We start from the raw sequence: 24,389 nt of genomic DNA, 5'->3' as shown, positions 1-24,389 counted from the left end.
GTGGTAAGTACTTTGAAGTTGACATCTATACATAATAAGGTTAGAGGAATGCGGAGGAGAGCCAGAAAGCTTAGTTCTTGGGCAGATATACATAAGGAATTAGATATAGAAAACTTATATAAATATCACAAGGACTATGTGAAGATACGGATCAGTTTTAGAAGACTTACAATTGGGAGAACCACAATGAAGAAAATACTAAGTAAAACAGGCACATCAACAATATGTGTCATCCTACTTATCACAATCATTACTATTATAGCGTGTTGGGATGAACTTGGGAGTTTGGTAAGGACAGGGAATTATGATAATACGGATAATATGGTGGAAATCATAATGGCCAAATCAGCGACTCCAGGGGTGGCTACGGTAGTATCAGAGCAGGGCAAGACAGAATATAAGAATTACGGATATGCAGATGTTAAAAATAAGAAGAGGGTAACTGAAGAGTCATTATTTGAGTTGGGATCGACTACAAAGGCTTTTACGGCTTTGGGCGTTATTTTATTAGAAAATGAGGGCTACTTATCTCTTTCAGATTCTGTTACAGATTATATTCCATCGTTTGAGCCAACGATTAAGGGTGAGAAAGTTAATATTACGATTCATCAGTTGTTAGCTCATACAAGTGGAATTCCACCGTGGAGTATTCGGTTAATTCCTGAAGGTACCACGGAGGATATGCTTGAAAAAACGATAAATAATATGTCAGACATTGCATTAGATACGTATCCTGGGACTGCATATAATTATGCTACAGTTAATTATGATATTTTAGCGATGATTATTGAAAAAGTTACAGGCAAACGTTATCAGGATTACATGACTGAAAACATACTGGTTCCTTTAGGAATGACTGATAGTTATTTTTCAACAGGTCAGGAAAAGGAATCTGATAAACTTACCAAAGGATATCGTGTGTTTTTTGGAAGAAGCTTAGAATATGATGCCCCTAGATATTATGGGAATATCGCTGCAGGATATTTGGTAACGAATTCAAAAGATTTAGAACGCTGGATTAATGCCCAAATGGGGATAGGCGATATACCAGATAATTTATTGAATGCGATACAACAATCTCATCAAGTCGACATCAAAACGGCGGGATACGAAGGTGAAAATCAATACTATTCATTCGGATGGAGTATAGATAGGAACAATAGAGTTGTTAGTCATAATGGATCAAATCCTAATTACTCCTCACAGGTTCTTATTGATTTAGAAAAGCAGCAAGCCATTTTTGTTCTGGCTAACTTGAATTCAACTGCACCATCGCTAATTGCTAATAATATTTATGAGAATATGAATGGAAATCATATGAATAAATTTAATTATGAAGACGTGTATCTATTAATTGATTTAGTATTTTCATTCTTAGTAATAATAGCCGTTTTTATCTTATGTGTCCAAGCAATTAAACTCGTTAGAGGAATACAACTAAATATTAAAGATGAAAAGACAAGGTTCAGAAAAATGACAGGAAGCCGTATCGCATTAATCTTAAGCATTATGTTATTGGTATTGGTAATGGCCTTGCCTTATCTATTAAACAATAATTATTTGATGATAAGGGTGTGGATGTCGTATTCAATATTTTTATGGATGGGGGTTACTTCTATCAATTGTATTTTAACGCTAATAATTAATATAAAAAAAATCGGAATTATTAGAAGCAGTTTATAAAAAAATAGAGGTAAAATGTGAAAATCACATTGTTTGTCTGATCTTGATTTCTCAAATCTTTAAAGAAGATTAGGTGTATTTCGACGAAGGCGCTGACATCCGATAACAAAGCATTCCTACAGCGGGCATTCGCCCTTGATCGCTAAGAAGGATTTCCAAAAAAGGAGTTTATTCAAGTGATATATTCAACCAGCTAAGTCTGACGACTAGTTTCCTACGGTCACTTAAGCTGTTTGAACGTCAGGAATGCCAAAAGTTATGAGATATCAGCGAAAAGTTAAGAGTAAACATTTCGAGCGACTTCAAATACAAACCAAGAGAGGACGGCCTTGAAATGGAATATATCTCTGATTTAGAAAAATTAGAATCTATAAAATCATTCCAATCTACAATCAGTAAGTTAGAAAATGCCCATGCTCAGATGACACAGAAAGGAGCAAATATCACATTAATAACGAAAAGACTTAAAGCTCTATACGTTGGCCTAGCCATACTAGAAAACGTTTGGAATCAAAAACCGCATCAATACAACGAGGAAGAAATAGCAGTTGCTCGAAATGTTCTTGCAGGATTATATCCATCGATTAAATCCAGTTATGATAAGGCAAAAGCAGGTAGTCCTCAAAGGACACTTTTACAAAGAAGAATTAAATCATTGGAATTAGCTATCCAAGCAATTGATGAACAATGCAATGGCTGAAAATTCCTTTAGAACGGAGAAAAGATCAAATGCATATTAAGGACTACATGAAAAATCATTTTAATGATTTGGTTCTTTGTCCCCCACTATTTTATAACTGGGATACTGGAATAAGGTTTGAATTAGGAGACCCCTCCATTGATTGGGCTGAAAAAGATAAATATATGCGTCAAGTTTACATTAGAGCATTAGAAATATATAAAGCTCTTCATAATAATGATGATGAGTTATATGTAGTGACTATGGCTCACTTTTCAAATGTGCCAAAGCGAAAAGTTAAAAAACTGAATTTGTATAAGCAGTATATCAAAAACAAGACTGTCTTAAAGGAATTGAATTTAGACATAATTCCGAATATTTTTGCAGAAGAAGATGAGGATCCAAAGGACAACACATATAGATATTGGGTTAGATGCAAGGCATATGAAGTGAGACATGTTCAATTAATTAAATCTATTTGTAACCACGAGGTTGGTTTAAAGCCGAGAGTATATCAGAGGGTTTATTTTATCAATATAACGACTGGAACTATTTTTCATATTAATGATGATCGTGGGTGTGATGTTATTTCAATATCGAGTAACTCTATTAAACAATTATTTGAAAAATATAATGATTGGATATTGGATTATGATAGAGAAAGAATAAATGCAGTTTTTTTATAGATTACTCAATGGGGTCAGCCACAAGCATATAACACCATCTTCACGCATCGATTCTTCGAATCTCAGTCCGCGGAAGATGATTCAGGAAGCCAAAGCTGCGGACACATCCTTTCCCCTAAGATAAACTGATTTTATAACGCAGCAGGAAAACTATTCTCTATAGGAACATAGATGCTTATACAACATATTTTACGCTCTCTTAAAACCGCCGTGATGGTGGTTTTTGTTATAATAAGATTATCTTTCAAGAAAAAGGAGTATTTCTATTGAATCTTGCTGTTCCTGTTATTCAGTCACAATTGATGCAGATATTGCTTAACGTTTCCATTATTCGTCCTGTCTTTATTTGGGGTGCTCCTGGGATTGGAAAATCAGCTTTAGTTGAATCATTTGCCGATCAAGTCGGACTTCCATGTGTTTCACTTTTAGGCTCTCAGCTTGCACCAGAAGATATTATTGGCGTACCTCAGATCATAAATGGAAAAAGTCAATTTTGTCCACCTAAAATGATTGCCCGGGAAGAGCCGTACTGCTTATTTTTGGACGAACTTAATGCTTGCTCGCAAGAAGTCCAAAAAGCTTTTTACAGCCTTATTCATGAACGTCGAATTGGTGATTATCATCTTCCGGAAGGTTCGATTGTAATCGGTGCCGGCAACCGTGCGCAAGATAGTGCAATTGTAAAACCGATGTCCTCTGCGCTCATTAATCGGATGTTTCATGTCCAACTTAATGTATCGTTTCAAGACTGGATTACTTGGGCGTACGAAAACGAAATTCATCCGATCGTTATTGAATATTTAGAGTCTCGCCCCGATCATCTGTGGAGTGCCCCTCCGAAAACAGAAGAACCGTTCTCCACGCCAAGGTCCTGGCACATGCTTTCGGATGCACTTCGCGAGTTTGGCGATAATTTGTCACCAGAAGTGGTCGGCATTTTAGCGGGTGGTTCTTTAACTCCTGCTCATGCGACACAATTTAAAGCTTTTTACAAGAATCTAAGTGGTAAATATCAATTAAATGCTATTTTAGAGGGCAAAATTTCATTTCCGTCTGCTGCAGAAGATCGTGATGTTCTCTATTTTCTAGCTCAATCTTTTCGAGCACAAATTATTAAAGAACTTCCTGCTCGAAAAGATGATATCAGTGGTAACCATAGGCAATTTGCTCACACGGTGAAAAAATTGATTAAAGACTTGTCTGCCATTAGTTTCGAAATTGCACAGCTCGTTGTTGCGAAAAATGAACAATCCTCTAACATTCCTGACTGGCTTATGGTTGAAATTGTTCGTGATTTACCACGGCTCGCCGTTAAAGATAAGGGGTAATGATGTCAAAAAAAACGACACCTCAAAATCCAGCTTTAAAACAATTCCAAGCAGCAGTAGAGATAATTGAAAACCATCCTATTTTTTCTCCTTTATGTTCAAGAACGAGTATTGTCCATCAAGATGGGACTCCTTATCCAATAGATGGTTGGGCAACCGTTACAAAAGGCGGATATATTTACACGCATCCTAAACGCCGAGGCGAAACCTCGGAATGGGTTTATGTGCTTGCTCATTGTTTGTTGCATCTAGGACTTGGTCATTTAATAACGAAAGATCATCCAGTGGCATGGAATGCAGCTTGTGATTTGTACATTGCCAAATTTCTTGCTGATTTGAAACTAGGTACACCTCCTTCTGAAATGGAAACACGGACGGATATGACCGTAAAGGATGAGGAGTCTCTTTATGAGCAATTTTGTGAACGGGGCGTGCCGGAAGTTTTGAAATATTTTGGCACAGCCGGTGTAGCAAGTTCGGATATGGATGTTCGGGATACAGCAGCGCGTAGTTATTGGAGGGGAGAACCCGAATGGGAAAAATACTTTGCAATTGGGTTATCTAACGCGGTCACGAGTGCTGTAAGTGTAGCCGGAGGTCACTCTACTTCTTTATCGGATTCTACGAATGTTAAAAGTGCTGCGCAACGGGCAAAACGGTGGTTTATGGACCGTTATCCATTGCTCGGCGCACTTGCTTCCGGTTTTACAATTATTGAAGACCAAACCATTTGCCAACGATTAAGCATTTCTGTTGCGGCTATTGATGTGGTAGAACGCGAAATTTACATGAATCCAGCAGCTGGACTAACCGACGAAGAATGTATTTTTGTGATGGCGCATGAGTTATTACACGCAGGTCTTCAGCATCATGAGCGCTGCCAAGGTCGCGATCCTTATTTGTGGAATGTCGCTTGTGATTATGTCATCAACCTGTGGTTGGTTGAAATGCAAGTTGGTGAGTATCCTAAAATCGGTCTGCTTTTGGACCCAGAGTTGAAAGGTTTATCTGCAGAATCGATATACGACAGAATGGTTGGAGATATTCGCTTATATAGAAAACTAGCTACCCTTCGCGGCAATGGATTAGGCGATATGATTGGTAAAGGTGATCCGTCGCTCTGGGATGTTCGAACAGGGCAAACGCTCGATGATTTTTGCAAAAATGCTCTTCAACAAGGTTTAATATATCATGAAGAACAAGCTAGGGGGTTACTTCCTTCTGGGCTTGTTGAAGAAATTAGAGCGCTTGGTCAACCACCGATTAAATGGGATGTTGAGCTTGCCAAATGGTTTGATTCATATTTTTCTCCACTTGAAAAAACGCGGTCCTATGCCCGTGTTAGCCGTCGGCAATCTTCAACTCCAGATATTCCAAGACCTCAATGGGTACACAGCGGTTCTTCTGAAGATGGTCGTACATTTGGTGTGATCTTGGATACGTCTGGTTCAATGGATAAAAAATTGCTCGCTAAGGCGCTTGGTGCCATTGCTAGTTATGCACAAGCTCGAGACGTACCTTTTGCTCGTCTAGTGTTTTGTGATGCAGCTCCTTACGATGCAGGTTATGTTGCACCAGAGACCATCGCTGATCGTGTTCAAGTTAGGGGAAGAGGGGGGACCGTTTTGCAGCCTGCGATTGATTTAATCACTCATGCTGAGGATTTTCCGAAAAATGGCCCCCTTTTAATTATTACCGATGGTTATTGCGACAAACTAACCATTCGGCGAGAACATGCTTATTTACTGCCTAAAGGAAATGAACTACCTTTTTCTCCAAAAGGTCCTGTTTTTCGTATCGACTAAGAAAATGTTATTTACACTTTGTTACGGGGGGGCTTATGAAAACTCACTATTATTTAGGTTGGTTTAATGATTTTTTTCCAGAGAATCTGGGCAGGGTGTTACAGGAGGATATAACTGATAGAAAATCGATTGCTATGATTAGCTCGAATCCATTTGTATATGAAGAGGATGGTTCTACTGAACGCTTTTGGCTTGACCAGGCCGGTATTATGTTTGATGAATATCATTTAATTAACTATCGCGTACAGAAAGAAGATGCTAAAAGGATAATTCAAAATGCTTCAGTCATTTTCTTGCTGGGTGGAAATACTATTAAACAAAATGGGTTTTTAATGGAATATGAATTGTCGGATTTGATTAAAAAAAGCAGAGCCGTTGTGATGGGAGCAAGCGCTGGTGCGATCAACATGTCAGCTAAATGGTTATGCTCGAAAAACTTTGGCTATAAAGTTGAAATAAGCTCTGTTTACGATGGAATCGGCCTTGACGATTTTTCCGTCCTGTCTCATTTTGATCTTGAAAATAACATTGCGTTGGTTCAAAGCGAACTGTCTCCCTTATCAGAAGAAATGAATATATATGCGTCGAACAAAGATTGCGCTGTACGTGTAAAGGGAAACAAAATCGACATTTTAGGCAATGTATATTTAATCTCCCACTCAAAGATTCAGAAATTGGATGAGACGCTTTAATTGTAAGAAATGAGTATACTGAAAATATTGAGAGCGTGTTTTGATCAATCTTTTTTCCAAAACACGCTCTTTTCTTTGATCATTTATCAAGGTTATTAGTATCAATACTAAACTTATAGAAATCAGGTGAAATCCATGATTAACCTAATGGACTATAAAGATCAAAAGGAAATAATAAATTTGCTAGCTGAATGTATGTATCCAGATCATAAACGAGTAATTCAAGAATATGAACGATATAAGAATGATAAATCAAGAATCTTACTGGGGACATTGGAAAATGATGAGTTAGTCGGGCTTATCGGAATTATTTATCAAACAGATTATGAAATTGAATTAAAACATATAGCAATAAAATCTAACAACAGAAGAAAAGGATTAGGAAAGAAATTAATAATGGAATTTATGGAAGAGAATCTTATAAGAAGAATGGAAGCCGAAACCGATAAGAATGCAGTGAACTTTTACAGAAAGATCGGTTTCAATATTACAAGTTTAGGAGAGAAGTATCCTGGAGTAGAACGATTTAAATGCACATTGGAATAAGGAATGATTTTGAAAGTATATACAGGAAGTCAGGAACTTCACATAACACCATGTTTCCACTGCGGTTCCTGCGGAATCTTGGTCTGCCCGAGGAATTTAGAAGAAGAGGATTCTGTCAGACACACCTGCACCAACCGCGTCGTGGCCGTCCTTCAGGCTTAAGTCGGTGAGGCGTCGGGAACACACAAACGTTAGACGAAATTAACGAGTCCAAGATCAATCATATACATCGAACGTTTGTTCTTTCTCTTGGTGGTAGATGATGGTACAATAGGAAAGACAATTGAATCTTGGGTGGGCGTGGTTTCCCTTCGAAAGGAGGTGAGGCCATGGATGTAAAGGATGCGTTGACGATCATGTTTTTATTTGGATCGTTTATCCTTGCCCTTTTAACATACATCAATTCTAACAACAAGAAAAAGTAAAAACCCACCCCAAGGTTAGAGCCAGAGGTGGGTTTATGGTCCTTTTTAACTCAGAAGGGATAACCCATCCAAGCCAATTGTTGAGCCGAGTGTTAGCCGCACTCGGCTTCTTTACAAAGTATGATAACACAATTGGAAAAAGAAGTGAACAGGATATAGGTTAAATCATAATGAAAGCATAATAAAGACATCAAAAGCTAGAAAAGAACAGCATATTAAAAGCATATTAAGGCAGTAATACAACATATTGAATGACAGCATATCGACTGTGAGTAGCGCAAAGAAGCGTTAACCTCGTCTAACAACATATTCAAGCCGCGTCGCTAACGCTCCTTGATTCGCCTGAAGTTGAAGTAATGGAAGTAGACTCAGGCGAATAACGCTGCGATGCTAAGTCTTCAACCCGGCAACCTTACTGCCTTAAGCCTCTCGGGTTCGTGAATACAACAACGTTACCCGAAAACCTTGTAAAATCTTTAAGAGAAGGAGATTAAATGAAATATTTAATAGTATTAATAATTCTATTTTCCCTTATTACAGCTGGCTGTAACAATAATAATGAAATTGATTTTAACCAATTGGTAGATTCATTAGTTAAAGCGGAGAAGAGCATGAATAGTAAAGAGTTAGTTATTACTACTGCAACGAGTTCGAGTTCAAGTGACGGTATAATCAATTTTAGAGTTATGGTAGAAGATAGATTAACAAATGAACAAGCAAAAGAATTAGTCTTTGATTTCTACGATGAAATAGAAAGGGGAATTACAGATCTCAACCTGTTTAGAAAAAGCTATCAAATTAATTTTGATATTAAGTCAGAAAAAGATGGAGAAATAGTATATAAAGGGCAAAGAAATAAAGGTGAAGAGCAGATTTGGTGGCAGTTCTAGAAGACAAGGACATCGTATAACATTATATTCACAATTTCAACAAACGGCCCAGCCAAGGATAAGAATTATCTAAGGCTGGGCCGTTTTGTGTGAGTACAAGATGTTATATGAAGAATTAACTGAGAAGGTAGCTAAAGATCATATGACCAATAAATAGGTAATCAAGTTACCAATTCATGTATCATTCTTCCAGTGATTTAGTTGTATTATAGTTTCAATGTTGATGTATATGCGATAGAGTTGCAGGTTTCCTCGGCAAAGTAGGAGGCATAGGATTGTTGTTCAAAGTATATGGATTTAAAACTGCAGGATCCGTTTCAGAACCCGTATATGAATGCGTTTGCGGAAATAAGTCAACAGGAGAGGATGGTACAGTGATGAGTTTGCATTGGAATAAAATTGACATCGAGAGCACGACAGGAGCGGGCGTGGTTTATTTTAACTCTAAGATGGAGATGCTTGAGGGGCTTCCTTGTAAATTGTATAAGTTGACCTATCAACAGAGTATATGGACGCATTTTCATGATTATTTTCAGATCTGGTATATCGCGAAAGGCACATTCACACACACTGTAAATCATGAGGTGTACACCATCGGCAAAGGGGATATCTTTGTCATTCCTCCGTTCACCCTACATAGCGTCACTATATCTCCAAGTGAAGATATTGAAATATATGGCTGTGAATTTATGCCGTCGTTTGTGAATGAGCAATTGCAGGATATGCCTGAAGAGAAGTCTTTCTTCGATGTTTCGTATCTGGAGTTTTTTTTGCGCGAGGAGATGCGTCCACAAGCCCAAATTTCACTGGATTCTGTTACGGAAGTCAAAGTTGCGAATGTGATCAAAGATATGTTGATGGAGTATGAGAAGAGAGTGCCGTTTTTTAAAATTCACCTCAAAGCTTATCTGTTGATGCTGCTTTCGATTTTGGTGCGGCAAGTTAATGGTGAAATCGTTAAAGAGGGGTTTGAGAAATCGGAAAAATACAGGGATATTATGAATAGCGTCGTGGATTACATCCATAGGCACTACAACGAGGACTTGAAATTAGCTTCACTGTGCTCGTTGTCGAATTTATCGAAGTCCACTTTCTGCATTTTGTTTAAGGAATGGACGGGCAAAACATTTAATCGCTACGTCACCGATCTGCGGATATTCCACTCGATGAAGATGCTGCAGCAGCCTGAGTTGACGGTAACGGATGTATGTTATTCTACAGGCTTTAATGAGCTGGCTTATTTCAGCAGAATATTCAAAAAATACACCGGAATATCTCCTTCCGATTATCGCAGACAAGCGATCAAGTAAATCAAAATGCCAGACGATAATCCAAATTTTAAACACGATAATGAAATGATATCCAATTCATAAGTGCTAAAATACCCATAGAACCCTACGAAATAACGATGTGAGGGCCTGATTTCAAGTAATTATCCGAAGAGGGGATCGGACTAAAATCCATGTTCGAGAAAATCATCAATGAAAGAGGAGGCTGAAGGAATGATTGATAAAGGCTCCAATATTCTGTGGGTTGACTTCCTGGCAAATGCCAAACGTTTGGCGGACATGGCGGAGCAGAAGAAGCTGGTGCGGCTTGCGAAGGAATCGGGGATAACCCATCTTGTTATCGATGCGAAAATCCCGTATGGGCAAGTAACCTATTTAAGCGGCATTGCACGGCATGTCAGTACGTGGTCAGACGGGCGATACAACGATTGGAAGGACAGGGACTTTCTTCGGGAAATGCTGAATGAGGCTCATAAACAACATCTCAAGGTTATCGCGAATATGAACGTGTTTGCCGAGGGGGCACGATCCAGCCGGGATGGGCTGGCTTATGAAAGACAGGACTGGCAAGTGCTGTATGTAAAGCCGCAGGCAGAAGGAATGCCTGCTGAATACGTCAAGGCTGAGGATTTCGGGGAAGGCAGTTTGTTCGTTAACCCGATCCATTCGCAGGTGCGCGCGCATGAATTGTCAATCATCCGGGAGGTTGCAGATTCCTATGACGTGGACGGTATCGTTCTGGACCGCTGCAGATATCCGAATGTGTACGGTGATTTCAGCGAACTCAGCAAAGAGAAGTTTGAGGAATATCTGAATGAAGAAGTACCTCATTGGCCAGAGGATATTTTTACGGGAGGCTATGACGGGAACCCGATCGTGTATGGGAAATACTTCGGGAAATGGACGGGATGGAGAGCACGAAATATTAAAAATTTTGTCCAGGAAGCCAGGTCTGTTGTAAAGAGTATTAATCCGTCATGTCTGTTCTGTATTTACGTTGGTTCTTGGTACCCTAACTACTATCAAGAAGGGGTCAATTGGGGAAGCACAACATACCATGCAGAGGCTGATCTGGACTGGGCTAGTCCGGAATACCGTCAAGCGGGTTATGCTGAAGAACTCGATTTCTTAATGACCGGCTGTTACTATCCGGATGTTTACAAACAGGAGGCGTTAGAGCGGGGGATTTCCGATCCAATGTTCAGTGTTGAAGGTGGTATGGAATGGAGTGAGAAGGCGCTGAATGGAGCCATTCCTTATTTGGCAAGTCTCTACCTCCACGAATATGCTGGAAAACCGGATCAATTCCGCAAAGCGGTTCATCTATGCAGGGAGCGTTCTCATGGTGTTATGCTCTTTGATGTGTGCCATCTGGAAGCATATCAATGGTGGAATGAACTATCTTCTGCTTTGAACGATGATTCTGATGTGGACAGCAGTATTACACGTGATTCCTATACAACAAAATAATGGGGGGCGTTGGCATGAAGAAGGCTCATTGGTTAGGCAAATTTTTGATAGCGTTTACATTTTGCTTTGTTACCGCTTGTAGTGGCGGTTCAACCCCACCGGCAGCGGAGCCAGGGGGGAGTCAGACCGCGGAGAAGCCGCCATCACAGGAGCAAAAGGAGCCGGAACCGGCTGTAGAGGAAGAACGCAAAATTGATATGAACGGCGAGACGCTGAAAATTTTGCATTGGGTGGATGGGCCGAGCGAAGAAACACCGGAAGGGGCGCTGGCACTGGAGAAATGGAAGGAGGCAGAGGAAAAATACAATGTGAAAATTGTATGGGAAAAGGTGCCTTGGGGTGAAAGCATCCAGATGGTAACCAACGCTGCGCTTTCCGGAGAATCTGTTGCAGATATCGTGGCACTCGATTATTACTTCGCTGTTCCTGCGATCAATCAAGGTTTGTTCATGCCAGTGGATAATTTCTTTGATTATGATGATCCGAAATGGCCTGTGGGTATCAAGAAGCACGGAATGGTCAATGGAAAAATGTACGGCTTCACCGCAAACATAAATAATGCATCCGGGTTGTACTACAATCGAACCATGTTTGAACGGGAAGGACTGCCGGATCCGCATGAACTGGTCGCACAGGACAAATGGGATTGGGATGCCTTTCTTGATATAGCTAAGAGAGCCACGAAAGATACCGACGGTGACGGTGTCATTGACCAGTATGGAATTACGAATAATAGCGCCGTGTTAGCTCGAATTCTTATACATTCTAACGGTGCTGCGTTAATTGAAGAAAAGGACGGCAAGCATGAATTCGCGTACAAAAATCCGGATGTGATTGAGGCGCTTCGTTTCCTCTACGATCTATATAACACCCACAAGGTCATCGCTCCAAAGGTCGGAGATAATGAGCACAAGGACTCTCAAATGTACTTCAACACAGGGAAAGCCGCGATGGTAACGGGTGAAGTGTGGGAAGGAAGTACGCGTGAAAATATGACGGATGAACAGGGGTTCGTCTTCTTCCCGAAAGGGCCAAAGGGAAAGCAGTATCAAGGCAGCGTAGAGAACTATGTTCAGTTTTACATTCCGGCTAACGTAAAGCGAGCCGAAGAAAAGGCTTATATATGGGATCAGATCCAGACCTGGGATCGTGTGGAGCAAGCGAACCGGGAGTCGGCAGAGCTGCAGTTATTGGCGGATGAACAAGATGTAAGCGCTATCGTGGAAGTGCTTAAATATACGGAGCCTGTATTCCTGCCACTGAATGGCGTCATGAGCGAAATTCCCGCTGCCATCATTAAGGGAGAATCGCCGGAAACGATTCTTGAGCGGAATAAACAAGTGGCTCAGGAGGGGATTGATAAGCACCTGAACACCAAGGTGGAACCTGCAAAATAATGTGCAAAGGCGTGTGAAGCATAGATCCGATGCAGGAAAAGCTAAGGACTTTAGGTGCAGGGAATCCCGCAAGGGGTTCCCTCGTTTTATTCAATTGATGGGGAATGAGGGGTTTGCATGCGGAAGATAACGAGGAAGACAAAGGCGGTCACCGCAGCCCTGCTGGTCCTGGTCATCGTCCTGGTGACCATGTTTGCTACAGCAAGCAGCGGTAACTCAAGCCCTGTGCTGGAGCCTATTAAAGTGTCGTCGACATCGTTAATAGAACCTGCGGCATTCGATGCTGCCGTGGACCTCCATTATGAAGCCTACCAGGCCAATTATGCGGATAAACCAAGACCGTCTTCGACGCAGGTCATTGAAGCGGAATCTTACGCTTCGGCAGAGGGGATGGAGGTCAAGCGCATCCATACATACGAGGGAGCTTCGTCTCCAGTCATCCAGACGGATGATACAGGTTCAATCCATTGGGACATCACCGTTGAAGAAGAGGGCTTGTACCATATTGGAATGCGCTATTTTCCAGTAGAGGGAAATGGCTCTCCAATCGAAAGAGAGTTGCAGATTGACGGAAAGATACCCTTTGAAGAAGCGTCAAGGCTTGTGTTCCCGCGAACATGGAAGAATCAACTGCCTGAGGTAGAGCAAGACGCAAGAGGCAATGATTTGAGACCGCGGCAGGTGGAGAGTCCGGTATGGCAGGAGAGTGTATTTCGGGATTCGGAAGGTTATTACAAGGAACCGTTCTCCTTTTACTTCACGAAGGGTAAGCATCGGATTACACTTGTCTCTCTACGGGAGCCGATCCTGATCGATTATTTAAAAATCTACCCGGAGCAAGAAATACCCTCATATCAGGAAGTGGCACAAGAATATGTCCAACAAGGTTACCGTGAGACGAGAGGACACTTTGTCAAATTTCAAGGAGAGAGCGCCAACCTTAAATCGAACCCTTCATTATACCCCTTGAATGACCGGTCCAGTCCCGGAACGGAGCCATATCATGTGTCTAAAATACGGATGAATACGATCGGGGGAGTGAACTGGAAACTGCCTGGACAGTGGATTTCATGGGAAGTGGATATCCCCGAGGACGGCTTGTACGAATTCGGGCTCCGATACAAGCAGAGTGCCGTCCGCGGCATTCGAGTGGTCCGCACACTTTCGATTGACGGCAGCGTACCGTTCAAAGAGGCAGCAACGATTCCGTTTAACTACGATGGAGCCTGGCAAGTAGGCTCTCCCGGAGAGGATGAAACTCCTTACCGATTTTATCTGACAAAAGGCAAGCATGAGATCAAGCTGGAACTTACGATCGGAGAGCTGACGGAAACGATCCGCACGGTGCGATCATCCATCCAGCAGCTTAACGCACTCTATCTCAAGATCATCATGATCACTTCTACCGTACCGGATCCTCTGCGTGATTATGAGCTTGATAAGAAAATTCCCGAGCTCCAGGAAGTCTTCATGAAGCAAAGTGAAGTCTTGTCCCAAGCAGCGGATCACATGGATCAGATGGTTGGAGGGGCGAGCGGAAGCACGGCCATTCTCCGGACCACATCGTATCAGTTAAGCGATCTGGGCAAGCGGCCGGAGACGCTGAACTCACGGCTGAAGCAATTTAAAGATAATGTCACTGCACTCGGGACATGGCTGCTCTCGGTAAGTGATCAACCGCTTGAAATCGATTATTTATACTTCAAATCACCGGACGTGAAGACACCAAGCGCAAGTACCGGCTTTACGGACAAAGTTACCCATGAAGTGATGTCATTCGCAAAATCGTTCTCGGAAAATTACAACGCTGTCAGCGACGCGAATGCCAAGGAGAAGCAGGTCACGGTTTGGATTGCTGCCGGGCGGGATCAGGCGCAGCTTCTTCGTTCAATGATCGATAACTCCTTTACACCGCAAACTGGCATATCAGTCAATCTGCAGCTTGTAAACCCGGCGGTTGTCCTTCCCGCGACTTTAGCAGGAAAAGGTCCGGATATTGCGTTAACCCAGTCTGACGTCATTAATTTTGCAATGAGAAATGCTCTTCAGGACATGACGGAATTTCCAGGATTTGATGAGGTGAAGAACCGGTTTATGGATAGTGCATTTGCCGGATTCCGCTTTAAAGACGGAATTTATGCCATACCTGAAACCCAATCATTCCCGATGCTGTTCTATCGGAAGGATATTCTGGATGAAATGAATCTGGACGTTCCCAAGACATGGGAGGACATGTACAACGTCATACCGGAACTGCAAAAGCACAATATGGATTTGGCTTTGCCGCCAAATACCGTCTTTGAGACGATGCTGTATCAGAACGGCGGGGCTTTTTACCAGGAGGATGGCATTGCCACCGACCTGGATTCCGAGGTTGGCATTAACACTTTTCAAAAATGGACGGAGCTTTATACGAACTATAAACTGCCGATTGAGTTTGATTTTATCAACCGCTTCCGGACCGGGGAGATGCCTGTCGGCATCGCCGATTATACAACCTATAACTATTTGACGGTCTTTGCCCCGGAGATCAGAGGACAGTGGGATTTCTCAGCGTTGCCTGGAACGGAAGGGGAAAATGGCGTTGTGCGCCACGATACGCTCAGCACCTCAACCGGTACGGTCATGTTTAAAAACGCGGCCAATAAAGAGGCCGGCTGGGAATTTATCAAATGGTGGACGGATACCGAGGCACAGGTCACGTTTGGACGTGAAATGGAATCCATATTGGGCGAATCCGCCAGATATGCGGTAGCCAATAAAGAGGCTCTTGCGCAGCTTCCATGGTCTGCCAAAGAGCTCAAGCAGCTTACTGACGAATTACAGTGGGTTGTAGGAAGACCGGCGGTGCCGGGTGGGTATTCGTTGGACCGTCATGTATACAATGCTTTTTACGAGGTATACACCGAAGCCAGCGAGCCTAGAGAGACCCTCGAAAATTATGTTCGGACGATCAACCAGGAAATTACGATAAAACGTCAGGAGTTCGGCCTGCCGACAAAGTAGGAAGAAGGGATGCATGGTGCAGCTTGTTAAAAAAACAAAAGTGGCGGGCGCTATAAAACGTCGACGTGAAGCTGGACTGTGGAAGGAAGTGAAGCGAAACAAGGCGATTTATGCAATGCTCGCCCCTTATTTTCTGATCTTTTTCACTTTTACGGTTCTGCCGGTCGTCCTGTCGATGATCGTCAGCTTTACCGATTTCAATATGCTGGAATTTCCGGAATGGGTCGGCTGGCGAAACTATGCCCAGCTGTTTGTCCGCGATGACGTATTTCTTATCGCGCTGAAGAACACACTCTTGTTCGCGGCTATAACGGGACCGATCAGTTATATCGCCTGTTTTGTACTGGCTTGGGTCATTAATGAATTTCCGCCGAAGCTCAGGGCGATTGCGACGCTGGTTTTTTACGCTCCAGCCTTATCGGGCAGTGCCTACATCGTGTGGACGCTGCTGTTCAGCAATGATTCGTACGGATACATTAATGCGTTCTTGTTAAAGTGGCATCTGATCCTGGAGCCTATACTGTGGCTGAAAACCCCAAAATACATTCTTCCGATCATCATTATCGTCCAGCTATGGCTAAGCCTTGGAACCAGCTTTCTGGCGTTTATAGCTGGCTTGCAAAGTATGGACAAATCGCTTCATGAAGCGGGTGCCATTGACGGGATACGCAACCGGTGGCAGGAGCTATGGTTTATTACGCTGCCTTCGATGAAGCCGATGCTCATGTTCGGTGCGGTGATCCAGATTACGGCCTCATTCGCCGTGGCCGAGGTAGCGACAGCGCTCGCTGGGTTTCCGAGTGTTAAATATGCGGGTCATACGATCGTTACGCATCTGATGGACTATGGCACGATCCGGTTTGAAATGGGGTACGCCTCCTCGATCGCCACCGTCTTGTTCGGGATGATGCTTGGTTCTAATCTGCTTGTGCGAAAACTGCTAACAAAGGTCGGTGAATGACCGTGATGCCAATTATCATAAGGAAGAAGAGGCTCAGCCGCTCGCTGGCGGGGGATATCCTTCTGTTCGGCCTGCTCGCATTAGTAGGCTGTTTCATGGCTCTTCCGCTTGTATTTGTGATTAGCAACGCGTTTAAACCCATTAATGAAATATTGAAATTTCCGCCGGACTTCTTTGTACGGAATCCAACCCTGACCAACTTTTATGATCTGTATCATCTGCTTGCCGGTTCCTGGGTTCCGTTCACAAGGTACATTTACAACACGTTTTTCATTGCGATTGTTGGGACGGCCGGGCATGTCATTATCGCATCGATGGCGGCTTATCCTTTAGCCAAAAGGAAATTCCCGGGGAAGACATTTTTATTCACGGTTGTGGTGATGTCCTTGATGTTCTCGGCGACCGTCACACAGATTACCAACTATATGACGATGTCCTGGCTCGGATTTCTGGATACGCATTGGGCGGTTATCATTCCGGCGATCGGTTCTTCACTCGGTCTTTATCTGATGAAGCAGTATATGGAACAGATTCCGGATGCGCTTTTGGAAGCCGCTGAGATTGATGGCTGCAGTGAATTCCGCATGTTCTGGAGTATTGTCATGCCGATTGTAAAGCCGGCTTGGCTCACGCTTATCATTTTCTCGTTTCAGGGCTTGTGGGGAGCGGGCGGTACAGCAGGATCCATGTTTATATATAGCGAGCAGTTAAAGACGCTTGATTATGCCTTCGCGCAAATTCTTCAGGGAGGGATTATCCGGACCGGTCCGTCCATGGCTGCGACCCTGCTGATGCTTATTGTGCCGATTGTTATTTTTGTGATTTCGCAGAGCAGTGTGATCCAAACGATGTCAACCTCCGGGATGAAAGACTGAGGGAAGGGGGAAGCCAAGTGAGACGATATCGCTATATTTTGCTATTTCCGCTGCTTGCCATTATGCTCAGCATTCCGGCTCCGGCATTTGCCGCCCCGTATGACGGCTATAACTACTCCTGGTGGGGAGATCCCGAGCCAGCTCCTGCTCCGTATTTGCCAACCCGGCAAATCAGCGGCAACGAGCTTTCATCCGGTCCGTTTAATGCTCCGGAGGATATCTATATTACACCGGATCAAGAAATATATATTGCGGATACAGGGAATAACCGGATTGTGATCCTGACTCCGGACATGAACGTGAAACAGGTGATCGATCATTTTAATAACGCCGGTGCCAAGGAGACCTTTTCGGGTCCGCAGGGGCTGTTTGTTCATCCGAACGGTCATCTGTTTGTAGCGGACACGGGACATAAGCGTGTGGTGGAGCTCTCGAAGGAAGGCGACCTGGTTCGCATAATCGGGGCACCTGAGAGTGACGTGCTGGGCAATGAATTCGTATACGAGCCAAGCAAGCTGGTGGTTGACACGGCGGGCAGATTATATGTCGTGGGGAAGGGCGTCTTCAACGGCATTATGCAATTTGATTCCGGCGGCAAGTTTACCGGATTTATTGGAGTTAACAAGGTCCAATACAGTCCGGCCGAGTTGTTCTGGAAACGGATCATGACCAAGGAGCAGCGTTCCAAAATGGTGCTCTTTATCCCGGTAGAGTTCGGCAACGTCGATATTGATGACGAAGGTTTTATCTATGCAACGACCCGTGAGGCATTCTCGGATGCGCCAGTCAAGCGGTTGAATCCTTCCGGCAATGATGTCCTCAAACGAACGGGATATCACCCGCCCAAGGGGGATATCCGAATCCATGACGAGGGCACGAGAAGCGGGAGCTCATCCATCGTCAGCGTAGCTGTTGATCGTAATGGCATTTACAGCATTCTCGATAACACCCGTGGACGGATCTTTACGTATGATCGCGAAGGAAAGCTGATGTATATTTATGGTCTTCTCGGCGAACAAGTAGGTACCTTTAGGGCACCGGTAGATATCGATATGCTCGGAGATCAGATGGTGGTGCTCGATAAAGGTTTAAATCATCTTGTTGTATTTGAACCAACCCGTTACGGTCAGGTCATCCGGGATGCGGTGATTTATAATGACACGGGCGAGGAGGAACGGGCCGTTAAAAAGTGGCGTGATGCGCTCAACCTGAACAGCAATCTGGAACTCGCTTACCTCGGTATCGGCAAGGCAGAACTGAGGCAGGGCAACAATGCCGAGGCGATGGCAAATTTCGAGCTAGGCATGCACAGGGAGTATTATTCCAGAGCTTTTGAACGATACCGCAAGGATTTTATGTGGGAAAATTTTGGCCTCATTGTTACGGCTATCATCGGTGCGGTGCTTGCAATCACTGCAGTCCGGTTCTTTATAAAGCGAAGACAGGGTGAGCCGGGAGTAGTCGGCATGGCGTGGTATACGATCTTCCATCCGTTTAATGGATTCTGGGAATTAAAGTTTGAGAAGAAAGGCCGAACCTGGTTTGCGCTTGTGCTTCTTCTCCTGCTCTCTCTGGCTTATGTGCTCAAGAGGCAGTTTACCGGGTTTATCTTCAATCCAGTAGCAGGAAGCGCTGTCAGTGTAAACCTGCTTGAGGAGATTAAATTCATCGTCATTCCATTCCTCTTGTATTGCATTGCGAATTGGTCCTTGACGACGCTGATGGATGGCGAAGGCAAGTTCAAGGAAATCGTGATCGTATCGGCATATGCACTGGTACCGCTGATCTTACTGCAGATCCCTCTAATTCTGTTATCGAATATCATGACGATGCAGGAGGGAGCCTTTTATTCACTAATCGAAACGATAGGATTTCTTTGGTTCTTTGCCTTGTTGTTCGTGGGCATGCTGACGGTTCACCAATACAGTGTGTCCAAGACGATCGCAACCATGTTTCTGACCGTCATTGTTATTGGCATAATCATCTTCCTAGGGTTGCTGTTCTTCAGTCTTGCACAGCAAATGCTGTCTTTCTTTACGACGATTTATAAAGAAATCATGTTCCGAGTGGGGGAGGGTTAATACCATGAGTAAGGTTATTGGATGGCGCCATCTGACGGTATTAGTCCTTCTGCTGGCTATGATCTCGGTTACTGCTTGTGCATCACGAGCTGAAAAAGCTTCGGTACAGCCTTTGGATGTTGGCCGTGATGTGTTATTGAAACTAAGCTCTGATACGACGGTCAAGGCGTTATCCGCTACAGATTCGGTTGCCCCTCGGATTGATGGACTTGACCCGGTCTTAGAGAACGATTTCCTTCGTCTATACATCAGCCCCAAGACGGCCGAGATCGCGGTCCTCGATAAGAGGAGCGGGCAGATATGGCGCTCTAATCCCGACAGTTCAAATGATAAGCTGGCATCTCCCTATCTGAAAGGGAAGCTGTCTTCTCAAATCTCGTTCGTATATCTAACCCGAAACGGACAGAGCAAGAATTATGACAGCTATAATGACAGCGTTAAATTTGAACAATTCGAAATCAAGCCTTCATCCGAGCAAGTAACGGTCGCCTATCAATTCGGCAATCCCGAGAAGGGGCTGGAATCTGTTCCCGTTACGGTGAGCAAGGAGAGGTTCGAAGAACGGCTGCTTGGACGGCTGGAAGATCCCGCCGATCAAGAACAGCTGAAAATTCGTTATAAATTCAACGAAAGCCTTAACATTTACGAACGGCGTGACATTCCGAAGGCGGTCGTCAAACGGCTGCTTGCTCTGTTTGAGAAGATGGAATACAACGAGCAGGACCTGGCCATTGACAATGGAGAAGACGGCGAGGGCGGAGAGGAAGGCGACATTGCCGGGAATCCGAAGTTCTCTCTCGAGTTGACTTATAGACTTGATGGAGAGTACTTAGTAGCCTCGGTGGACACGAATACCCTAAAGGAGGATACGCCTCCTTACCGGATTCATAGCATGAGTCTGCTTGAGAACTTTGGGGCGGCCGGTGCTGGGGACGAAGGCTACATGTTTTTGCCGGACGGCTCTGGTACGCTAATCGCGTTCAATAATGGCAAGAAAATGGCACAACCGATTCAAATTCCGGTTTACGGCGAGGATTCGGCTAAATATATGAAGGAAAAGTTCAATACGTTACAGCCGAGCCGACTGCCGGTGTTCGGTATGAAGAAGAATGATGCTGCGTTTCTGGCTATTATTGAGGAGGGTGACGCTTTAGCTTGGCTGTCTGCCGACATAAGCGGCAAGCTGCACGAATTCAACACCGTTTCCAGCCAGTTCATCATTTTGCCTAAAGATGAGGTTCGATTGAGTACAAATGAGTTCATGAATAAAACGCCTAACAACACGTATCAGGGGCGGCTAAGCATACGTTATGCCTTTTTGAATGGAGAGCAGGCCAATTATGCAGGGATGGCCGGAAGCTACCGTGCCTATCTGGAGAAGGCGTTCGGGTTGACCAAAATTCAGAGTGATGGGGATGCTCCATTCTACCTTGAGCTGACCGGCAGCATTCCCAAGATGAAGAATATGCTAGGGTTTCCTTACGAAGCATTAGTTCCTCTCACTACCCTCAGTCAAGCCGAGGAAATTGTGAAAGAACTGGAGGCCAGTCAGATCCATAACGTCCGTCTTAATTACAAAGGATGGTTTAACGGCGGTTTGAATCATGAATTCCCTGATGATATTGATATGGATTCCGTAATCGGCAGCAAGAAAGATTGGAAGCGGCTTACGGAGCGGCTGCAGCGGAGCGGCGGGGGATTTTATCCTGATACAGCCTTTCAGCACGTATATCACTCGGGCGGAGGATTCCGTCCAAGCAAAGATTCGGTACAAAACATTTCTCGAAGGTATGCCAAAATTCATGAGTTTGATCGTGCTGCCTTCTTCCGGCAATCTGATCTGCTCCAGCATTATTTATTATCTCCCGGTAAGCTGGGTGGAACTGTAGAGGGCTATCTTTCGGATTATGAACAATGGAGTCCTGGCAGCTTGTCCCTTCGGGATCTCGGATCCGAGCTGTATTCCGACTTCCGGAGAAGCCTTGAAGTGACACGCGAGCAGTCCAAGCGGATCATCACCACCCAGCTGGAACAAATACATGAACAGGTGCCGGACCTCATGATCAACGGCGGTAATGCCTACGCTCTTCCTTATGCTTCCCACGTACTTCACGTACCTGTTAGCAGTAATGAATATCAGCTCGCCGGGAGATCGGTTCCCTTTAACCAGATGGTGCTTCATGGTTATGTGGAGTATGCAGGTGTTCCATTTAATATGAGAGATGATCAAGACGTACGGTTCAGCATCCTTCAATCGCTTGAAACAGGCTCGAATGTGTATTTCAGCTGGATTTATGAAGATCCGTCCATTTTGAAAGAGACCAGGTTCAATGATATGTACTCGAACGATTATAAGAGATGGATTCAAGATGCGATTGCGGCATACACCGAAGTCAATGCGGTGTTAAAGAAGGTTCGGGGCGCTGTCATTACAAACCATGATGAGCTGTCGGAACGCGTCTACAGAACCACTTACGAAAACGGTGTTCACGTGATTGTCAACTATCGAAATGAAGCCGTTACAGTGGATGGCAGAACCATTCCAAGTAAGGGCTATATCGTTGAGGAGGGCTGAGCATGTCGCGGAAACGAAAATTAAGCTTGGAGCAGAAAAAATCGTGGTTTGGCGTGCTATTCATAACTCCCTGGTTGCTCGGCTTCATTCTGTTGATGGCGGTGCCGTTCTTCCAATCCCTGCAGTTCAGCTTTAACAAATTAACGCTGACAGCGGAGGGATACGACCTTGAGTACGTAGGTATGGACAATTTTAAAAACATATTATTTACAGACGCATGGTATGTTCGCAATCTGACCGAAGCTGTGACGACGATGGCGCTTAATGTTCCGCTGATCATTTTTTTTAGTTTGTTTACGGCAATGCTGCTGTCACAAAAATTCCGGGGACGAATGCTGGCCAGAGCGATTATATTTCTCCCTGTCGTACTTGCTTCAGGCGTTATTGCCAAGCTGGACAGCGGCAACTTTCTTGCACAGGTTATGGGGGCCTCTTCGACCGACCTGGAGAGCAATTACTCTGGATTAAGGAGTATTGAGCTAAGGCCACTTCTGCTGCAAGCCGGTTTAAGTGTGGAAATTGTCAATTACTTGACCGGAGCCGTGGAACGGATCTATCAGATCATTAGCTCCTCAGGCGTCCAGATCCTCATATTTCTGGCAGGTCTTCAGTCGATATCCGGTTCATTGTATGAAGCCGCCAAAATGGAAGGGGCAACCGGCTACGAGGCATTTTGGAAAATTACGTTTCCGATGATTTCGCCCCTGATCTTTACCAATGTTGTGTATACGATCATTGATTCTTTCTATAACAACAAGATGACAGAAATGATTCAGAATACGGCGTTTGTGAATCTTAACTTCGGCATTAGCGCCGCGATGTCGTGGGTTTATTTTCTGGTCATCACGATCATTTTGGTCATTTCGGCTTATATCATTTCGAAAAGAGTCTTCTATCAAGACTGATATGCGTAAGGATAATGGTGACTTTTGTTGCGATACCAATACAAAGTCTAGGCTTCAAAAAAACTTTAGGAGGCTTCCTCCATGAAACCCATAACAAAGATAAAGAATGGAACTGCCGCATCGGTTCTTGCGCTCGGCGAGTGGTATCACCGGTATAATCCGGTTGAGAAAGCGAAGCACTGGCTGTGGATTGCAACCCGCACGGTGTTGCTGCTCGGCATTTGTTTTATTATCCTGTATCCGATCATGACCAAGCTTTCCATCGCACTACGCGATAAGCAGGATCTGTTTGACTCGACCGTCGTCTGGATTCCGCGGAATCTGACCTTGGATAATATCAAGGTGGTATTTGGTTATCTGAAATATCCGGAAGCGGTCCGCAATACGTTGATCCTAAGCTTGGGCACCTCCGTGCTTCAGCTTATCTCCTGCGCGCTGGCCGGATATGGATTTGCAAGGCTAAAATTTAAAGGTAGCGGCATTCTGTTCGGTGTTGTCATTTTCACGATCATTGTGCCGCCTCAGACCATTATGGTCCCGACCTATCTGCATTACCGTTTCTTTGATGTGTTTGGTCTGTATGAACTGTTTACCGGCAAGCATGGGGTTAATTTGCTGGAAAGCTTCTGGCCGTTTTTTATATCGTCAGGTCTCGCCATGGGGCTGAAGAACGGGCTGTATATTTTTATATTCCGGCAGTTTTTCCGTTCATTGCCGAAGGATCTGGAGGAAGCCGCTTATGTGGACGGCGCAGGGATTCTGAAGACCTTTGCCCGGGTGATGCTGCCGAATGCGGTACCTGCCATTGCCACCGTGATGCTGTTCTCCTTCATTTGGCAGTGGAATGACAGTTATTTCGTCAACTTGTTTGCCCCAAACTATACGCTTCTGTCGCGTATGCTTGATCTTCTCCCGGGAACGGTGCGCCCTGAGACGGGCGGCGGAGCAGCCCATTTGTCGCTGTATTTGAACACCGGTACGCTGCTTGGCATTCTGCCGATCTTTGTCCTGTATCTGTTTGCACAGAAATACTTTGTGGAGAGTGTTGAACGTACCGGCTTGGTCGGATAGGATTGCAGTAGGGCTGAGAAGCATT

General features: G+C 44.2%; 19 protein-coding genes. All 19 read left to right on the top strand.

Annotated elements, in window-relative coordinates:
* Positions 1 to 186 precede the first annotated feature (186 nt).
* The 19 genes from ABEQ74_RS07130 (at position 187) to ABEQ74_RS07040 (ending at position 24,364) form a co-directional block, all read left to right on the top strand.
* Positions 187 to 1,683 (top strand): serine hydrolase domain-containing protein, encoded by a 1,497-nt coding sequence (locus tag ABEQ74_RS07130; protein ID WP_430120822.1) that lies wholly within the window; start codon positions 187 to 189, stop codon positions 1,681 to 1,683.
* Between the two features lie 334 nt (positions 1,684 to 2,017).
* A complete protein-coding gene (locus ABEQ74_RS07125; protein WP_430120820.1) occupies positions 2,018 to 2,383 on the top strand; it encodes a hypothetical protein in 366 nt (121 codons plus the stop codon).
* A gap of 29 nt (positions 2,384 to 2,412) precedes the next feature.
* Positions 2,413 to 3,048 carry a DUF3885 domain-containing protein gene (locus tag ABEQ74_RS07120; RefSeq protein WP_430120818.1) on the top strand — a complete coding sequence of 212 codons (636 nt, stop codon included), beginning with the start codon at positions 2,413 to 2,415 and terminating at the stop codon, positions 3,046 to 3,048.
* A gap of 266 nt (positions 3,049 to 3,314) precedes the next feature.
* Positions 3,315 to 4,376, top strand: coding sequence for an AAA family ATPase (locus ABEQ74_RS07115; RefSeq protein WP_430120816.1), 1,062 nt, complete (start codon positions 3,315 to 3,317; stop codon positions 4,374 to 4,376).
* Positions 4,377 to 4,378: 2 nt separating this feature from the next.
* On the top strand, positions 4,379 to 6,181 hold the full coding sequence (locus ABEQ74_RS07110) for a vWA domain-containing protein (RefSeq protein WP_430120814.1): 1,803 nt from the start codon (positions 4,379 to 4,381) through the stop codon (positions 6,179 to 6,181).
* 35 nt (positions 6,182 to 6,216) lie between these two features.
* On the top strand, positions 6,217 to 6,873 hold the full coding sequence (locus tag ABEQ74_RS07105) for a Type 1 glutamine amidotransferase-like domain-containing protein (protein ID WP_430120812.1): 657 nt from the start codon (positions 6,217 to 6,219) through the stop codon (positions 6,871 to 6,873).
* A 135-nt stretch (positions 6,874 to 7,008) separates the two neighbouring features.
* Positions 7,009 to 7,419, top strand: a complete 411-nt coding sequence (locus ABEQ74_RS07100) for a GNAT family N-acetyltransferase (protein WP_430120810.1) — start codon at positions 7,009 to 7,011, stop codon at positions 7,417 to 7,419.
* Positions 7,420 to 7,748: 329 nt separating this feature from the next.
* Positions 7,749 to 7,844 (top strand): putative holin-like toxin, encoded by a 96-nt coding sequence (locus tag ABEQ74_RS07095; protein WP_430120808.1) that lies wholly within the window; start codon positions 7,749 to 7,751, stop codon positions 7,842 to 7,844.
* 494 nt (positions 7,845 to 8,338) lie between these two features.
* Positions 8,339 to 8,734 carry a hypothetical protein gene (locus ABEQ74_RS07090; RefSeq protein WP_430120806.1) on the top strand — a complete coding sequence of 132 codons (396 nt, stop codon included), beginning with the start codon at positions 8,339 to 8,341 and terminating at the stop codon, positions 8,732 to 8,734.
* Between the two features lie 377 nt (positions 8,735 to 9,111).
* Positions 9,112 to 10,044, top strand: a complete 933-nt coding sequence (locus ABEQ74_RS07085; protein WP_430120804.1) for an AraC family transcriptional regulator — start codon at positions 9,112 to 9,114, stop codon at positions 10,042 to 10,044.
* Between the two features lie 192 nt (positions 10,045 to 10,236).
* A complete protein-coding gene (locus tag ABEQ74_RS07080; protein ID WP_430120802.1) occupies positions 10,237 to 11,493 on the top strand; it encodes an alpha amylase family protein in 1,257 nt (418 codons plus the stop codon).
* A 14-nt stretch (positions 11,494 to 11,507) separates the two neighbouring features.
* Positions 11,508 to 12,890: an ABC transporter substrate-binding protein gene (locus ABEQ74_RS07075; protein WP_430120800.1), complete on the top strand. Its 1,383-nt coding sequence runs from the start codon at positions 11,508 to 11,510 to the stop codon at positions 12,888 to 12,890.
* A 117-nt stretch (positions 12,891 to 13,007) separates the two neighbouring features.
* A complete protein-coding gene (locus ABEQ74_RS07070) occupies positions 13,008 to 15,896 on the top strand; it encodes an extracellular solute-binding protein (protein ID WP_430120798.1) in 2,889 nt (962 codons plus the stop codon).
* Between the two features lie 13 nt (positions 15,897 to 15,909).
* Positions 15,910 to 16,857, top strand: coding sequence for a carbohydrate ABC transporter permease (locus tag ABEQ74_RS07065; protein ID WP_430120796.1), 948 nt, complete (start codon positions 15,910 to 15,912; stop codon positions 16,855 to 16,857).
* The gene (locus ABEQ74_RS07060) at positions 16,854 to 17,732 is read left to right on the top strand and encodes a carbohydrate ABC transporter permease (RefSeq protein ID WP_430120794.1); all 879 of its coding nucleotides are present in this window, start codon (positions 16,854 to 16,856) and stop codon (positions 17,730 to 17,732) included. The genes ABEQ74_RS07065 and ABEQ74_RS07060 overlap by 4 nt, the downstream gene beginning before the upstream one ends.
* A gap of 17 nt (positions 17,733 to 17,749) precedes the next feature.
* Positions 17,750 to 19,813, top strand: coding sequence for a YIP1 family protein (locus tag ABEQ74_RS07055; RefSeq protein ID WP_430120792.1), 2,064 nt, complete (start codon positions 17,750 to 17,752; stop codon positions 19,811 to 19,813).
* 4 nt (positions 19,814 to 19,817) lie between these two features.
* The gene (locus ABEQ74_RS07050) at positions 19,818 to 22,388 is read left to right on the top strand and encodes a DUF5696 domain-containing protein (protein WP_430120790.1); all 2,571 of its coding nucleotides are present in this window, start codon (positions 19,818 to 19,820) and stop codon (positions 22,386 to 22,388) included.
* Between the two features lie 2 nt (positions 22,389 to 22,390).
* Positions 22,391 to 23,293, top strand: a complete 903-nt coding sequence (locus tag ABEQ74_RS07045) for a carbohydrate ABC transporter permease (protein ID WP_430120788.1) — start codon at positions 22,391 to 22,393, stop codon at positions 23,291 to 23,293.
* An 81-nt stretch (positions 23,294 to 23,374) separates the two neighbouring features.
* Positions 23,375 to 24,364: a carbohydrate ABC transporter permease gene (locus tag ABEQ74_RS07040; RefSeq protein WP_430120786.1), complete on the top strand. Its 990-nt coding sequence runs from the start codon at positions 23,375 to 23,377 to the stop codon at positions 24,362 to 24,364.
* Positions 24,365 to 24,389: the final 25 nt, after the last annotated feature.

It is taken from the genome of Paenibacillus solani, assembly GCF_050475945.1.
In the GTDB taxonomy this organism is placed as follows: domain Bacteria; phylum Bacillota; class Bacilli; order Paenibacillales; family Paenibacillaceae; genus Paenibacillus_AQ; species Paenibacillus_AQ solani_A.
Note: the sequence above shows the minus strand (reverse complement) of the source record. Positions and strands in the feature narration are given on the sequence as shown.